The sequence below is a fragment of the Nostoc sp. MS1 genome (assembly GCF_019976755.1).
In the GTDB taxonomy this organism is placed as follows: Bacteria; Cyanobacteriota; Cyanobacteriia; order Cyanobacteriales; family Nostocaceae; genus Trichormus.
This window is the reverse complement of the sequence record NZ_AP023441.1, coordinates 6,100,159-6,115,394: the sequence shown is the minus strand read 5'-3', so window position 1 is coordinate 6,115,394 and position 15,236 is coordinate 6,100,159. Positions and strand designations below refer to the sequence as shown.

The 15,236-nt window shown below is 41.6% G+C and carries 17 protein-coding genes; 14 read left to right on the top strand and 3 right to left on the bottom strand.

Translation table 11 applies throughout. From position 1 onward, the window contains the following. The first annotated feature begins 54 nt into the window (after positions 1–54). From NSMS1_RS26380 to NSMS1_RS26325, 12 genes are all read left to right on the top strand, one after another. The gene (locus NSMS1_RS26380; protein WP_224087604.1) at positions 55–687 is read left to right on the top strand and encodes a response regulator; all 633 of its coding nucleotides are present in this window, start codon (positions 55–57) and stop codon (positions 685–687) included. A gap of 610 nt (positions 688–1,297) precedes the next feature. Next, complete coding sequence (locus NSMS1_RS26375) at positions 1,298–2,404, top strand: alkene reductase (RefSeq protein ID WP_224087603.1); 1,107 nt, start codon at positions 1,298–1,300, stop codon at positions 2,402–2,404. A 4-nt stretch (positions 2,405–2,408) separates the two neighbouring features. After that, complete coding sequence (locus tag NSMS1_RS26370; protein WP_224087602.1) at positions 2,409–2,747, top strand: helix-turn-helix transcriptional regulator; 339 nt, start codon at positions 2,409–2,411, stop codon at positions 2,745–2,747. A gap of 43 nt (positions 2,748–2,790) precedes the next feature. Further along, positions 2,791–3,438, top strand: coding sequence for an NADPH-dependent F420 reductase (locus NSMS1_RS26365; protein WP_224087601.1), 648 nt, complete (start codon positions 2,791–2,793; stop codon positions 3,436–3,438). A 30-nt stretch (positions 3,439–3,468) separates the two neighbouring features. Beyond that, the gene (locus NSMS1_RS26360; RefSeq protein ID WP_224087600.1) at positions 3,469–3,927 is read left to right on the top strand and encodes an ester cyclase; all 459 of its coding nucleotides are present in this window, start codon (positions 3,469–3,471) and stop codon (positions 3,925–3,927) included. A 30-nt stretch (positions 3,928–3,957) separates the two neighbouring features. Then, positions 3,958–4,674 carry an SDR family oxidoreductase gene (locus tag NSMS1_RS26355; protein WP_224087599.1) on the top strand — a complete coding sequence of 239 codons (717 nt, stop codon included), beginning with the start codon at positions 3,958–3,960 and terminating at the stop codon, positions 4,672–4,674. Between the two features lie 93 nt (positions 4,675–4,767). Next, on the top strand, positions 4,768–5,220 hold the full coding sequence (locus tag NSMS1_RS26350) for a DUF6640 family protein (RefSeq protein WP_224087598.1): 453 nt from the start codon (positions 4,768–4,770) through the stop codon (positions 5,218–5,220). 35 nt (positions 5,221–5,255) lie between these two features. Next, positions 5,256–6,056 carry a nickel/cobalt transporter gene (locus NSMS1_RS26345; protein ID WP_224087597.1) on the top strand — a complete coding sequence of 267 codons (801 nt, stop codon included), beginning with the start codon at positions 5,256–5,258 and terminating at the stop codon, positions 6,054–6,056. A gap of 63 nt (positions 6,057–6,119) precedes the next feature. Beyond that, the gene (locus NSMS1_RS26340; RefSeq protein ID WP_224087596.1) at positions 6,120–7,805 is read left to right on the top strand and encodes an alpha/beta hydrolase; all 1,686 of its coding nucleotides are present in this window, start codon (positions 6,120–6,122) and stop codon (positions 7,803–7,805) included. Between the two features lie 36 nt (positions 7,806–7,841). After that, the gene (locus NSMS1_RS26335) at positions 7,842–8,150 is read left to right on the top strand and encodes an antibiotic biosynthesis monooxygenase family protein (RefSeq protein WP_224087595.1); all 309 of its coding nucleotides are present in this window, start codon (positions 7,842–7,844) and stop codon (positions 8,148–8,150) included. Between the two features lie 59 nt (positions 8,151–8,209). After that, complete coding sequence (locus NSMS1_RS26330; protein WP_224087594.1) at positions 8,210–8,797, top strand: isochorismatase family protein; 588 nt, start codon at positions 8,210–8,212, stop codon at positions 8,795–8,797. Positions 8,798–8,864: 67 nt separating this feature from the next. After that, positions 8,865–9,443, top strand: a complete 579-nt coding sequence (locus tag NSMS1_RS26325; RefSeq protein WP_224087593.1) for an antibiotic biosynthesis monooxygenase — start codon at positions 8,865–8,867, stop codon at positions 9,441–9,443. 226 nt (positions 9,444–9,669) lie between these two features. Here the strand turns inward: NSMS1_RS26325 and NSMS1_RS26320 are convergent. The 3 genes from NSMS1_RS26320 to NSMS1_RS26310 form a co-directional block, all read right to left on the bottom strand. Further along, a protein-coding gene (locus NSMS1_RS26320; RefSeq protein ID WP_224085966.1) for an IS630 family transposase occupies positions 9,670–10,724 on the bottom strand; the annotation gives its coding sequence in 2 pieces (ribosomal slippage) (positions 9,670–10,329 and positions 10,332–10,724; 1,053 coding nt in all). A gap of 82 nt (positions 10,725–10,806) precedes the next feature. After that, a complete protein-coding gene (locus NSMS1_RS26315; RefSeq protein WP_224087592.1) occupies positions 10,807–11,262 on the bottom strand; it encodes a DMT family transporter in 456 nt (151 codons plus the stop codon). A gap of 234 nt (positions 11,263–11,496) precedes the next feature. Beyond that, positions 11,497–11,703, bottom strand: a complete 207-nt coding sequence (locus NSMS1_RS26310; RefSeq protein WP_224087591.1) for a hypothetical protein — start codon at positions 11,701–11,703, stop codon at positions 11,497–11,499. Positions 11,704–11,819: 116 nt separating this feature from the next. Between NSMS1_RS26310 and NSMS1_RS26305 the strand changes: the two genes are divergently transcribed. Together NSMS1_RS26305 and NSMS1_RS26300 are read left to right on the top strand one after the other, a co-directional pair. Beyond that, a complete protein-coding gene (locus NSMS1_RS26305; RefSeq protein WP_317986549.1) occupies positions 11,820–12,635 on the top strand; it encodes a pentapeptide repeat-containing protein in 816 nt (271 codons plus the stop codon). 188 nt (positions 12,636–12,823) lie between these two features. Further along, positions 12,824–14,746 (top strand): heavy metal translocating P-type ATPase, encoded by a 1,923-nt coding sequence (locus NSMS1_RS26300; RefSeq protein WP_224087589.1) that lies wholly within the window; start codon positions 12,824–12,826, stop codon positions 14,744–14,746. Positions 14,747–15,236 lie beyond the last annotated feature (490 nt).

The window sequence follows — 15,236 nt, the reverse complement described above, 5'->3', positions numbered from 1 at the left end:
TGCCTCCTGCCTACTGCCTTTTGACTAATGACCAATGACTAATGACTAATAACAATGACTTTACAAAACCCTATTCGTATCTTGATTGTTGATGATCATCCAGTGGTTCGCCAGGGTTTAGCAGCGATGATTAACCGTGAGTCGGATATGGCTGTTGTGGCACAGGTTTGTAATGGTCGTGAGGCGGTTGCAGAATTTCGTCAACATCAACCGGATGTCACACTGATGGATTTGCGAATGCCAGAAATGGATGGAGTGACGGCAATTACTACTATTTGTAATGAATTTGAAAACGCCCGGATTATTGTCCTGACTACTTACGATGGCGATGAAGATATCTACAGTGGACTCAAAGCTGGGGCTAAAGGTTATTTGCTCAAGGATGCTGAACCGGATGAACTACTTGCAGCCATTCGCGTTGTCAATGTAGGGCAGAAATATATTCCGCCTTCAGTGGGAGCGAAACTGGCAGAGCGTATAGGTATCCTGCAACTAAGCAGTAGAGAACTAGATGTGATTCGCCTCATGGCTACTGGTAAAAGTAATCAAGAAATTGGTACTGCATTGCAGATATCCGAGGGTACTGTCAAGTACCACGTTAATAATATTCTCAGCAAATTAGGCGTAAGCGATCGCACTCAAGCTGTGATTACTGCCCTCAGACGAGGAATTGTCACTCTCCAATAAGGATATTGCTCAGGTTCGCTTGATTAAATATCCAATCTTGATCTACAATTGACTATTAAAAGTCAATTGTCAACAATCAAAAGATATATTTTTATAAGTTGAATATATAGCAGTAGCCAGATGGATTAAGGCATAAATTCATCATAAAACACTGATAATTAGAGACTTTTCCCTATAGCTATAATCAAACCTAGACTTAAGTTAAGGTATTTTCCTCATCTTAGGTTTGAGAATAAACTGACTTTTCTTTATGGGAATAACTCGAACTTTGGCCTAGAGACAAAATCTGGCTGATTCTATAGAGTGAAGTCATTGGTTATCAATTGATAATTGACAATTGATAATTGACAATTGTTTCATTCAAGGTTTAAGACCTCTCCTTTTAAGGAGAAAAAATCAAAAAATAAATCCTTGTCTCCAATCCTCTCACTTCCTGGGAGAGGGAAAAAGTCAATTGTTAATTGTCCATTGTTGAATAGTCATTAGTCATTAGTCCATAGTCAAAAGGCAGGAGGCAGAGTTACTTTTAACTCACTACTCAGCACGCGCTAAACGCGCCGCTACCGCTAACACTACTCAGCACTTAGCATTCAGCACTTTCCCATAGTCTATGATTCAAGTAACTCAAACAGACTTATTCTCACCCGTTCAGCTTGGCTCTTACACATTGCCAAATCGAATTGTTATGGCTCCCATGACTCGTAATCGTGCGGGTGTGGGAAATGTCCCTACGCAACTTAATGCTACTTATTATGCTCAACGTGCCACGGCTGGACTGATTGTAACGGAATGTACCCAAGTATCACCGCAGGGTCTTGGTTATCCAGGAACGCCAGGGATTCATTCTCCAGAACAGATTGATGGTTGGCGATTGGTAACAGATGCAGTGCATAGTGCAGGTGGACGGATCTTTTTGCAACTATGGCATACAGGACGGATTTCTCATCCTTCTTTACAACCAGATGGTGCATTACCTGTAGCACCTTCCGCGATCGCACCTAGAGGTAACACCTCGACTTACACAGGTTCTCAACCGTTTGTTACGCCTCGCGCTTTGGAAACAGAGGAAATTCCGGGTGTGATTGAGCAATTTCGTCAGGGGGCTAAAAATGCTTTGACGGCTGGATTTGATGGGGTAGAAATACACGGTGCTTTCGGATACATAATTGATCAGTTTCTCCAAGATGGAACTAATAAACGCACTGATATTTATGGTGGTTCTATTGAAAATCGAGTGCGGTTTCTGTTGGAAGTTACGGAAGCTGTATGTAGTGTTTGGGGTGCAGAACGTGTAGGAATTAAGCTTTCACCCAGCAACACATATAACGATGTCCATGACTCTGACCCCGAAGCTTTATTTAGCTATGCGATCGCTGCCCTCAATACCTTTGGTTTAGGCTATCTTCACCTAATGGAAGCATCGCCAGCAGATATCAGACATGGAGGTAAGTCGATTCCTGTCTCTGATTTTCGCCCTCTTTATACAGGAACGCTAATTGCTAATGGGGGTTACGACAGAGAAAAAGGGGATGCGGCGATCGCTAATGGTGTTGCTGACTTAGTTTCTTTTGGTCAACTATTTTTAGCTAATCCAGATTTACCAGAACGTCTGCGGTTAAATACCTCATTTAATCAACCCGACCGCAATACCTTCTATGGTGGTGATGAGAAAGGTTATACCGACTATCCATTTATGCAATCAACAACTATCGAGTGATTTTGTGTCAGCTCATAGATTTCAGCAAGTATTAAGCTATATCCATAGCCATTTAGACCAACCAATCCAGTTAACTGAACTAGCCAGAATTTACGGCATTAGTCCATATTATTTTTGCCGATTGTTTAAGCAATCTATGGGTATTGCACCCTATCAATATGTACTTCAGCAACGGATGGAAAAAGCTAAAGAATTACTCCAGCAAGGAAAATATGCGATCGCCGATATTGCTCTCATGGTTGGCTGTGCAGATCAAAGCCATTTGACAAAACACTTCAAAAAATATACCGGAGTTACACCCAAATACTTTGCCGAAAATAGCAGCATAACCAGGGTTGCTTAAATCATTCTGACTATTAAACTTTCATTAACACAACAAATAAACTATGAAAATTGGTATAGTCGGTTCAGGAAATATGGGTGGTGGCTTGGGGAAGATTTGGGCAAAAGCTGGGCATCAAGTAATTTTTTCTTACTCCAGAGATGAGAATAAATTACATCAATTAGCGGCGGCGGCTGGTGAGAATGCAAAAGTGGGAACGCCTGAAGATGCAGTTGCCCAAAGTGATGTAGTTCTGTTGGCTGTATGGGTTCCTTTTTTAGAAGAAGCCTTAAAATCTATCGGTTCTCTTGATGGCAAAATTATCATTACTTGTGTGAGTGGCTTACAACCAGACTTTACTGGTAAAACAATCGGTATTGCCACTGAATTAAAAACATCTGTTGCCGAAATAATTCAGCAATTTGCACCAAAAGCAAATGTTGTGGAAGCCTTTAATATTACCTTTGCAGAAATAATTGCTGCTGAGTCTAGACAATTTGGTAGTGATTGCCCCAGTATTTTTTATTGTGGTGATGATGCTGAAGCGAAGACAATTGTCGCTGATTTGATTAGGGAATGTGGATATGAACCTGTAGACGCGGGTGAGTTGATAGTAGCCCGTTCCCTAGAAACATTAGCAACAGCTTGGGTACAGTTTGCCGTGGCCAGTAAATTGTTTCCCAATTTAGGATTGCAAGCATTGCGACGGTAGATAGCTAATAAAAGTTATTGTGAGCTACAAATGACTCAAGTCGAACAAAACTTAGCGATCGCGCTCCAATTCATGAATGAAGGAATCGGCAAAGCTAATTTAGAAATATTTGATGAAACCCTAGATGCAAATATTACAGTAACAACTGGCTTAAGTCCTGCCGCACCCATTCAAGGACTGGAAAACTACAAACAAATCTTTTCTGCTTTTGCCGATGCTTGGCCTGTGAAGCATTTTGTAATTGATGATATTTTCGGCGTTGATAACAAAGTTGTAGTCAGGTTCACTGCAACAACTGTTTTTCAGAAAGATTATTACGGTGTAAAAGCTACTCATCAAATTGTACCTCTAAAGGAAGTTCATATTCTTACCTTAAAAGAGGGCAAGATTGTAGAAAACATCGTGAGCGGTACAAACTTCCCCTTTGAATACATTATGTATCCAGTATTGAAGGATGCTGTGATTGGTAATTTGGCGGTAGAAATCTGAGACTTCATATTACAATCAACAAACAAACTTATGAACTTACAAAATAAAGTTGCCATCATCACTGGTGCTAGTAGTGGGATTGGTGAAGCCACGGCTTACGAATTAGATAGTGCAGGTGTTAGTCTTGTTCTCACTGCTAGAAATCAAGATAAACTTGAGAAACTCGCTAACAAACTTACCAATGCTACTTTTGTTGCCAGCGAAGTTACAGAGCCAGATTTACCTCAACGCTTATTAGAGACAGCGCTTAATTCCTTTGGACGAGTAGATGCACTGGTAAATAATGCGGGTGTGATGGTTGTTGGTACTGTGGAGACTATTGAGATTGAAGAAATTTGTCAAATGGTTCGCATCAATGTAGAGTCTGCATTTCGATTAGCGTACTTTTTTGCTAAACATTTTAAACAACAAAGCAACGGTTTTATTGTCAATCTATCTAGTATTTCTGGAACAACTAACTATCCTACAATGGCTGCTTATTGTGGTACAAAACACGCCATTGAGTCCTTTACTGATTGCCTACGTTTGGAATTAGCAGGTAGTGGGGTTGGTGTAGGTTGTGTTGAACCAGGAAAAGTAGCGACAAATCTCTATCAAAACTGGAGCGATGAGCAAAAGCAAATGATGAACATAGAACAGCCCCTTGTTGCTCAAGATATTGCTAAAGCAATTCGTTTCATCCTCGAACAACCAAGCAATGTGAATATCGGTCGCCTATTAGTTACACCGGCTAATCAATCAGCGTAATAAGTTATTACATTCATATCTTGCATTTTCGAGTGGAAGCAGGTGGTGGGCATTGCCCACCCTACAAGGTTTTTCCATTACCTCTATATAATTGTGAACCCTGTGTCAAAAGCAAAACTAAGCCGAATTTTACTCTCTGTAGTAATTGTCAATACAGCAGTAGTTTCCGTTGCTGTAGATTGGAATGCTACCCATATCTTCAACCCGACTTGGGTTCCTCATGCCCGATTTCATGATGTGGTGATGCTGTGGTTACTTAGTAGTTTATCAGCAATTGCTCTGTGGTTACTTTGGCGGCGATCAGCCGAACCACAAGTCAGCTTTGCGATCGCCACTTTGGTTCCTATGCTTTTCTGGTTTCCCTTTTTCTTTACCACTCTACTAGTTCCTGGCACTAGCTTAATCGCAATTCCCAATGAACCCCTACCCACGCTTGCCGGGATACCAATTTATCCAAATGTTGCGATTGCCACTGTCAACGAAATTTTAGCGGCAATTGGTTATTGGCTCTACCACAGTCATCAGGCTTTTAAGAGAGAGATATAGCAGAGGATAGGGTACAGGTTTAATAATTTACACTTATGTTTATATGGCATAGGCAGTGGTTGTCTTACTTTTGGGCAGTAGTATCAGCAATATTTGTCTTATTGATGGCAAAACCTGCTCTTGCCCATATTGGACACGGTGAATTTTTCACCAAAACACTGATTCATCAACAACTAACACCAAGTTTGGTGATTACCGGATTTGGTATCGCCTTTCTCTTTGGAGCGGGACACGCCCTTGCGCCTGGACATGGTAAAACAATGGTGGCAGCCTATTTGATAGGTTCGCAGGGAACACCTCAACAGGCTATCTTATTGGGCGTAGTGACGACTATTACTCATACACTGGGAGTTTTTACGCTGGGAATTGTCGCATTGGTAGCTTCACAATATATTCTCCCAGATACTCTTTACCCGATTCTGAGTTTACTTAGTGGACTGAGTATATGTGCAGTAGGGTTTTGGTTATTGGATCAACGTCTTGACACTCATGAACATGACCATCATCACCACCATCACCCACATAGTAAATCTGTTACAACCCAATCATTAATTACCTTGGGTATTGCTGGGGGTATTGTACCTTGTCCATCAGCGCTAGTTTTATTGTTAAGTGCGATCGCCTTACATCAAGCAGCTTATGGTGTAGTATTAATTAGTGCATTTAGCCTGGGTTTAGCTTCGGTGTTGGTAGCTATTGGGTTAGTTGTTGTGTATGCTCATCAATGGATAGACCGCTTACCCAATAGTGGTAAATTACTGCAAAAGTTATCGCTGGTAGGTGCTATTGTTGTCATTGTCACTGGTGCAGCTTTGAGCGCGATCGCAGTTATGTAACAAAGACTTACTATTTCAATCTATCTATCTACAACCTTATAAATTCAAGTCCGTCAATCCCTTATGTGGAAAAAATCTGTTGGCTATTTCTTAGGCATAGTTTCCAGCATAACTATCACTACTCCTGCACTTGCAGCAGAACGTATTGTATTTAATTACCCACCGTTTGGGGATTTTGATATTGCTACAGCAGATTTAGAAGTATTTGTTAATAAAGGTGAAATTACCAAGGACTTTGGATTTTACGCCAACCGTGCTAACCCAGAACAATTAAAGCTGGCTAGGAATTTTTTGAGTACTAAATTTCCTGTTTCTCCGACGCTTGTGTCTCAATTTACCTATTCTCCAATTGGTGAAAAGATGCTGCAACGTTTCGGAGAATTAATTCAAACTCAAAACAGACAAAATGGTTTTTACGCCCTGCGTTCTGCCCTAATATTATCAGCAGCAAGCTCTGAAGGGCTTTCTTTAGTTAATATAGTTAAAAATTATTCCAGCCCCAGTATTCGTCTCAATTTTTCTGAAACTGTACAGACAATGGGGCAGTTATCAGAACTCATACAAAAAAGGGATGTAGTAATTGCTAAAATTCAACAACTAGCAAACCAAGAGGCTACCAATTTACCACCAATAGATTTTAATCAAAGACCAGATATTCGTAAATCTGGTACATTTAATACTACAAAAATAACCATAAACCTACACGATCGCTCTCGTGATGGACAGTCTAGAACTGTTCTAGAACGGAAATATGATGTTGATGTTTACTTACCTCAAGCAGAATCAGCAACACCTTACCCAGTCATCGTCATTTCTCACGGTTTGGCGGATAATCGCAATGGCTTTGTTTATCTCGCTCAACATTTAGCATCTCATGGTTTCGCCGTTGCTGCGCTTGACCATCCGGTTGCTAACTCCAAGCAATTTCAACAATTTTTAGCCGGAATTGCTAGTCCTCCCCGACCGACGGAATTAATTGACCGTCCTTTAGATATCAAATACCTTTTAGATGAACTCCAACGCTTGAGCGAAACAGATTCTAGATTTAAAAATAAATTAAATCTGCAACAGGTGGGTGTAATTGGACATTCACTTGGCGGTTATACAGCTTTGGCGTTAGCTGGTGGTAGCTTTGATTTTGCCAAAATTCGCCAAGAATGTAACCCCAATCGTTCCCTAAATATTTCCACCTTTCTTCAATGTCGCGCCCTCGACCTGAAACCAGACAACTATCCTATTAAAGACGATCGCGTTAAAGCGATTATGGTAATGAATCCTTTAGGTAGTGTCATTTTTGGGCAGAAAGGTATGAGTACAATCCCAGTTCCTGTAATGATGGTGGCTGGAAGTCAAGATATATTTACCCCTGCAGTTCCCGAACAAATTCGACCATTTACCAATTTACCCAGTAAAGATAAATATTTGGCTGTGATTGAGAATGGAACCCACTTCTCCGTTCAATCAGACCTCCCAAATGGTGAAAATGTAATTCCTGTACCGCAAGGATTACTAGGGCCTGATAGAAAAAATGTTCACACTTATATGAATGCTTTGGGTGTGGCTTTTTTCCAAACTTATCTGAGCGATGGTCTCCGACCGACCGTAGGTCATCGCCAAGAATACAAGTCTTATTTAACACCTGCCTACGCTCAATTTATCAGTCAATCACCTTTAAATTTGACTTTAGTTGATTCTGGTGATGGAGAGAAAATTTCCCAACTGTTGAGTCAGGTTTACCAAACTCCGTAACTATGTCTATATTCAATCTATTTTCTACAAATATAGATGAGTAAAATTACTTTCGTGAATATTTTCACTGTCCAACCTGGACGACAAGAAGATGCGTTCCAACGCATTCATCAAATTTATACCGAAGTGGTTAAGTATCAGCCTGGTTTTTTGGATGCACAATTGCTGAAAAGTGATGATGGTGAAAAAGTCACAGCTATTGCTCATTGGGAATCAGCAGCACAAATCGCCGCTTTGAGGCAGCACCCACGATTTCAAGCACTGCACGATGAGGAATTTTATCAAGCGATAGCTAAAGTTGAACCTCATGTTTACAGTAGTGCTTTTGAGGTGTTTCCTATTTAAGTTTTAGCTGTGGAAATAACAGCATCTAATTAGATTTTTCATTACCAAAAGGCTTAATTATGAACTACAGCGAAAAACTCACCCGTGATAACTGTGTAGTCGTTCTTGTTGACTTTTTAGATGGCTTTTTTCCAGGTTTAAAAACGATTAATCATGACTTACTGCGGAAGAATGCCGAAGCATTTACACGGCTATCCAAAATCTTTAACCTGCCTACAATCATGTTGGGAGAAGAAGGGGGTTTTCGCGGTAAATTCTTTCCAGAAGTTGTTGCTCATGCCGACCATGCAATCCGCGTTGAACGCCATACCCCCAGTGCTTGGGATGAACCAGTTTTTCGGGAAAAACTAGCAGCAATTGGTCGTAAAAAGGTTTTGCTTGGTGGTATCTCTCTAGATATTTGTACACTCCAATTAGCTATAGATTTACTAGGGGCAGGTTATGAACCTTATGTAGTGGTTGATGTCTCTGGTTCTGACACTACTTTGAACGAAACGGCTGCTTTATTGCGTTTAACTCAAGCAGGTGCGGTTTTGGTATCTTGGGCTTCGGTGGCTTCAGAAATTATGAAAGATTGGCAAAGCCCAGAGGGGTCAGCTGTAGGTCAACTGTACCAAGACTTTAGTTATTGGGGTAATCGTTTATAAAAAGCCTCAAGTTCGGGTATCAATCTCACTTGAATTTCCTACATTGTTCTAATTGCTTCAACATCCTATGAAAGAGTCGATAAATTACATTAAACAATCGAGCAATCCTGCTCCTGGTGTTGTGGCGATCGCTCACTGTGTTAAACCAGGATTAGAAGCCGCTTTTGAAGAAGCTCTCCGAGGTGTGACTTTAGCCGCCAGCACTTTCCCTGGTTACTTGGGAAGTAATGTACTGTATCCCAGCACTAAACGCGGTTTATGGCAGCTAATTGTCAGATTTGATACTCCTCAACATCTGCAAGAATGGGAAGAATCAGTCATCTGTCAAGGTTGGATTGCGCGAGCCGAAGCCTTAACTGTAGATGATCCACAAGTGATTCATGTCAATAGTTTAGAGGCTTGGTTTGCCCTACCAGAAATCCCCAAGTCACCACCCCCGCCCAAATGGAAAACGGCGATTGTGAGTGCAGTCGGGCTTTATCCAATCATCTCCATCATGCCCACCATCCTCAGACCAATTACTAGCGGTTTACCTTTCTGGTTGGCTAATTTGGTGAGCATTTGTATTATGATGCCGTTGATGACTTGGGTAGTTATGCCCCAAGTGACTCGCCTGTTTAAGGGATGGCTTTATCCCAATAAGTAGTAATACCAATTTGAAAAATGATTGCGACAAATGGATGACTGAAAAGTTCACTAATGAAGCATTTCAAAATCCAAAATCTAAAATCTAAAATCCAAAATGGTATAAGTTCGCTTAAAAACCTATCATGTCGTGGGGTTGGTAATTGCGAATTGGTAATCGGTAATGGCAGAAAACAATTACCGATTAAGTAAGTCGTGGAGAAAATTTATAAGTATGTAACAAAGAATTAAGCAGAAGAATAAGAGTTAAATTTTACACGTTGCGTACTGTAGTTTCCCTTTTCTCCTCTATTTTGAACTCCATCAATGACAGCATAGGCAAGGTCTAATTCATCCTCAAAACTTTGAGAAGCTAGTTCATTTTTTTTCAGGTGTTGCCACTCCAATTCAATTGGATTCATCTCTGAGCAATATTTAGGTAAAAAGAAGATGTACAAACCCATCTCTTCCCACTTTGTCCATAATTGCTGAACTTCTTTGCACCGATGTATCGGGCCGTTGTCCTGAACGATGACTCTGATACGACCTGCTTTTTGGGCTTCAAGTGCTTCAAGCTCCATCATTTGAATATAGGATTTGCGTGAAACGCCACCAATCACTAGACCGTACACAAAACTAATTAGGGGTTGAAGAAACCCAATAATACTTAACCTTCGACCCCGACGCTTACTCTGCTCCAGGCGTTTTTGCTGACCTCGGAAGTAGTAACTGTAACTGGGTTCACTCCAGGCACAAAACCCTGATTCATCCATATACTTTAAATCGATTTCTCCAGCAGCAGCAGATAATTCCAACATCTCTAAGTCTGCCTGTTTGATTTGCTGCAATACTTTGTCTTGCTTTCCTTTGTGGCTTTTTCTAGTTCGCTTCCAAATGACCCCCTTTTTTTGAGTACCTGCCTTAACCAGTCAGGACTCAATTTCACGGAGCGTTCTTGCTCTAATTTTTGGGCTAATTGAACACTATTATATGTACGTGGTTCTTGCTCCAAGCATTTTTCTAAGAACGCCATGTCAGCTTCTGCCCACCTTGATTTTCCTCCCCGCCCTGCTTTCTCCCACAGTCCTTCTAGACCTTGTTTTTCCCATCTATGCAAAACTTCTCTTACTGTTTGGGCAGTCCAGTCAAAGTGATCTGCTATCTTCTCTACGTACCAACCATGTGCGCTTAATCTGATCACTTCGGCTCGGTCTTTCACTTTCTGGGGTACATCTGCCGTTCTCAGGTTGAACAAAATTTTATCTTGCTTAGGAGTCAGAAATACCCTTAAACGGCTGCCCATATCCCTGTTACCTTGGTAGACACATTTATGTATTTACTTATCTTTACACACTTTGGTTTTTTCACCTTGTTCTACTTAACTATTACCGTTTGGCATAGGCAACTAGGGAAACGCCTAAAACCACTAGTACCACTCCTGCAATTCGTGTGGGAGTGGCTGTGTGTTTGACTAGTCCAATAGCTCCATAATGATCTAAAAACAGGGCTGCTATCATCTGACCGGCGATCGTTAGTGCTAGTGCCAGTGCTGCGCCAATTTTGGGGGTAGCAAAGATAGTTGACCAGACATACAACGTACCCAAACAACCGCCTATCCACATCCACCAAGAGGTTTGAGCAAGTTCAGTTGTAACGGGAAGTGGGTAGCGTGCAACCAAGCAGATCAAGAGCGATGCTAAAGTTCCTGCTAGGTAGGATATAAATGTCACCTGCATAGGTTCGCTCACATAGCGCCGTAGCAAGGTATTGATGGCAACTTGAACTGGAAGGATAGCCCCACCTGCCAGGGCTGCTAAAAGATAGATTGTCCGTTCGTTCATTGATAAGGAAACCTCATAATACGATTTTCGATTCTGGATTTTAATACCAGTTCAAACACGGCAAATTTACCAGTTGAAAGATGCTTGGTTCACCAAAATGCTCAATTGCGATCGCTTTCATACTCAATCAACTCATCAAAATACTATTAGGCTCTTTTTGAATTAAATTTTAGTATGCTGGACTAAGCTAGTTTTAATCTTGTCTATTTTTGTAAAAATTGAAATATCCTGCTCCTAAGAAACAGTATTTGCTTGGGGCTGACGAGTAAGCTCAACACCTAAAGCTAGAGCCTTTTTCTGTAGGTTATTGATAACTCGTTCTTGGTAACGTTGCTCATCATAATCCATACCAGAATCTTGATATTTACCTCCATTCGTCCAAAGTCGGTAAAAAATTCGTGCCAGCTTATGAGCAGTAGCAGTGATAGCTTTGGGTCGCAAGCGGCTATCTGAGCTTGATAAACATCATAAAGTTGTGATTGATGGAACCCGGATTTGGACTTTGGTGTTTTCCCACAGGAAAGTTAAAATGCGTCTTCTAAAGAATATTAAAAAAATTGGTAAGCCAATCAAAATATTATTCATGTAGCGCAGATTTGATTACAGCGTATTTACGTGGTGTAGACTTGAGTGAGGCAAATATGAGTGGAGCCTTTTTGCACTCAGCAGATTTAAGCCAAGCGATTTTAACAAAAGTAAAATTAACTAAAGCTGATTTGTTTGGAGTCAAATCAATAGGTGTGAATGCGAGTGAGGTGGACTTTAGCGGCAGTCAAATGACAGGGATTGATTTAACTGGGGCAAATTTAAGTAAAGCGAACTTCAATAAAGCAAATGTATTTTGGGGCAAATTTACTAACGCAGATTTGACTAATGCCAACTTACAGGAAGGGTTATTTGCTGGAGCAACTTTCACAGGAGCAAAGCTCAATCAGGCACAGATGCACAAAGCTTATCTTCATGCAGCAGAACTTACTCAGTCAAACTTAAACGGTGCAATTTTGACACAATCTGATCTGAGTGCGGCTGTGCTAGTTGGAGCGAATTTGAACGGTGTTAACTTGACTGGTTCCAATATCAAACGAGCCAACCTTACGGCGGCAGACTTAGGTAAGACTAACCTAGAGGCTGTTAATTTAGCTGGGGCAGACCTTACCGGCGCAAATCTCACTGAAGCCGCATTAATTAAGGCAGATTTAACTGGGGCATTTGTGACTGACGCAGCTTTAAACCGAGCCAATTTGCAACAAGCAATTCTCATCGGCACTAGACTCAGTGGTTCTAATTTGGATGGGGCAAATTTGAACGATGTTGTGAAGACTGGTACATCTTTATCGCCCATAAGTGAGCAACCACACGAACATACTAATTAAGTTGTGAGGAAGATGGGAGAGGGGGGAGATGAGGAAGATGAGGGAGAGGGGGGAGAATAACTAATGACTATGGACTAATGACTAATGACTAATGTCTCTGGAATACCTATTTTCTGTAACCTATACTGTTGACCTTAACATCAATGTCAAGGTTTAGGGTAAAGGTATTCCTGACTTAGATAAATCTCATGCTTTACCCACAACGTTTTCAGCAATTCACTCAAGAACACGCCGACACGCTAGCCGCCTTGCTTTGTGGGATGCTGCTGTTTTTAGGATGGTTCGCCTTGTCTTTGGGGTGGTTGGGGTTGGCGTTGCTGCTGTTACCTGCTGCTTATGTAATTGGTGGTTACGAAAGCGCCCGTGAGGGGCTAACGACGCTAATTAAGGAGAAGGAACTGGATGTCGATTTGCTGATGATTGTAGCTGCTCTTGGGGCAGCTGCTTTAGGTTGGTGGCGTAGGGAATATCATCTAATTATTGATGGGGCAACTTTGATTCTCATCTTTGCTATTAGTGGTGCATTGGAGGGTTACGCTATGCGCCGCACAGAAAAAAGTATCAAGAGCTTGATGAGTTTAACACCAGACACAGCTACCATCGCCCACCCAGCCGGGGAAGAAACTATTCCTATTAGTCAGTTACAGGTGGGTGATGAGATTGTTGTTAAGCCAGGTGAGCTAATTCCTACCGATGGTATCATTGTCTCTGGTTACAGCACTATCAATCAAGCAGCAATTACAGGTGAGTCTCTACCAGTGGAAAAGACGGTAGGCGAGGAAGCATTTGCTGGAACACTCAATGGTTATGGGGCGCTGAGGTTGAAGGTACACAAACCAGCCGCCAGTAGTTTGATTCAACGAGTCATTCGTCTAGTGGAACAAGCACAAACCGAAGCACCACCTTCTCAACAGTTTATTGAGGGTTTTGAGAGAAAGTATGCAAAGGTAATTGTCATTGCTGGGGTATTATTGGCAACCTTACCGCCTTTTATTTTGGGTTGGGACTGGGAAACTACAATTTACCGCGCGTTGACTTTTTTGGTGGTGGCTTCTCCCTGTGCGTTGATGGCGGCGATTATGCCTACTTTATTATCGGGTATTGCCAATGGTGCAAGACAGGGGATTTTGTTTAAGAATGGCGCACAGTTGGAGAAGATTGGTAAAGTCCGGGCGATCGCCTTCGATAAAACTGGTACTCTCACCACAGGACAAGTACAGGTATCTCAAGTAATTCCCGCCAATAATTATACACAAGCAAATGTGTTAGAAATAGCAGCCGCGTTAGAGTCATCTTCAGAACATCCCATTGCCCAAGCTATTGTTTGCGCTGCTAACGGCTTAGATTGGGTACGGGCAGTTGAGGTACAAGCGATACCAGGACAGGGTATTACAGGTACGACTAATGACCAACAAGCGATCATGGGGAATGTTGCTTTTATCCAGCAGTATGTAGATAATTTACCACAGGAGTTAGTAGAAGTAGCACCATCCTTGGAACATGAGGGGAAAACAGTTGTTTGGGTGGCGCAAGAGGGAAGCAGTAATGAGTATAAGGTCATTGGTGTGATTGCGATCGCGGATATGATTCGACCAGAAGCTGTTGCTACTATTTCCCGGCTGCGGAAGTTGGGTATAGAACAAATTGTCATGATTACGGGGGATAATCAACGCACTGCCGAGAGTGTGGCGCAAGCTGTAGGAATTGACCAAGTATTTGCCGAACTCTTACCAGAAGATAAGCTAGATGTAATTCGCAAGTTGCAGCAAAAGTATCAAACAGTAGCGATGGTAGGTGATGGTATAAACGATGCCCCAGCACTGGCGCAAGCATCCGTAGGTATTGCTATGGGTGTGGCTGGTAGCGATGTGGCTTTAGAAACCGCAGATATAGTATTGATGGCGGATAGATTAGAGAAGATTGATGTAGCGATGAAATTGGGCAGGCGATCGCAAGCGATCGTCAAACAAAATATAGTTATAGCCTTGGGGTTTATCGGTCTATTGTTAATCAGCAACTTCCTCGGCAATATCAACCTACCCATCGGCGTAATTGGTCATGAGGGTTCAACAGTTTTAGTTACCCTCAGTGGTCTACGGTTGCTGAAGTAGACTAACTGAGAATGGGGAGATGTAGCTTGCTTCTCGTAGAGTGGGAGAAACCCACCCCTAATACCAATTCAAAATTCAAAATTCGTCTTGGAAAGTTTCCTACGGCGGGAAACCCGCCTACAGAACTTTCCGCATTCAAAATTAAGAAAGTGATACTTAGCACAGGTCTGGGCGTTTGTATCTGTATCAGATTTTTTGTGAAATGGTATAACCCCTCCCAAGAGGGTACAGGGGAGAATAGCTTTGGACTATGCACTAATGACCAATTCCCAATTACCCTTAAACGAGTACAACCTTGATAGAAAAATCTCTATCTTATTCCTCATGTAGCAAAATGTATCTTTTGGCTAGGTGCAGGATTTTACAAACGATGTTACATTAAGCAATGTAAAGCAAAAATTAAGCTATTAGAATAGTAAAAAAGGCTTTTCTAGCTTAATAGGTGCTATTTTATCGAAAAATCCGCTATCTACGTGGATTTTTTTTAAAA

Excerpts from the sequence above, each read along its gene's own strand:
- NSMS1_RS26380 (WP_224087604.1), top strand. The coding sequence starts at position 55 with ATGACTTTACAAAACCCTATTCGTATCTTGATTGTTGATGATCATCCA.
- NSMS1_RS26330 (WP_224087594.1), top strand. The coding sequence starts at position 8,210 with ATGAACTACAGCGAAAAACTCACCCGTGATAACTGTGTAGTCGTTCTT.
- NSMS1_RS26375 (WP_224087603.1), top strand. The coding sequence starts at position 1,298 with ATGATTCAAGTAACTCAAACAGACTTATTCTCACCCGTTCAGCTTGGC.
- NSMS1_RS26335 (WP_224087595.1), top strand. The coding sequence starts at position 7,842 with ATGAGTAAAATTACTTTCGTGAATATTTTCACTGTCCAACCTGGACGA.
- NSMS1_RS26365 (WP_224087601.1), top strand. The coding sequence starts at position 2,791 with ATGAAAATTGGTATAGTCGGTTCAGGAAATATGGGTGGTGGCTTGGGG.
- NSMS1_RS26300 (WP_224087589.1), top strand. The coding sequence starts at position 12,824 with ATGCTTTACCCACAACGTTTTCAGCAATTCACTCAAGAACACGCCGAC.
- NSMS1_RS26315 (WP_224087592.1), bottom strand. The coding sequence starts at position 11,262 with ATGAACGAACGGACAATCTATCTTTTAGCAGCCCTGGCAGGTGGGGCT.
- NSMS1_RS26355 (WP_224087599.1), top strand. The coding sequence starts at position 3,958 with ATGAACTTACAAAATAAAGTTGCCATCATCACTGGTGCTAGTAGTGGG.
- NSMS1_RS26325 (WP_224087593.1), top strand. The coding sequence starts at position 8,865 with ATGAAAGAGTCGATAAATTACATTAAACAATCGAGCAATCCTGCTCCT.
- NSMS1_RS26360 (WP_224087600.1), top strand. The coding sequence starts at position 3,469 with ATGACTCAAGTCGAACAAAACTTAGCGATCGCGCTCCAATTCATGAAT.
- NSMS1_RS26340 (WP_224087596.1), top strand. The coding sequence starts at position 6,120 with ATGTGGAAAAAATCTGTTGGCTATTTCTTAGGCATAGTTTCCAGCATA.
- NSMS1_RS26345 (WP_224087597.1), top strand. The coding sequence starts at position 5,256 with ATGTTTATATGGCATAGGCAGTGGTTGTCTTACTTTTGGGCAGTAGTA.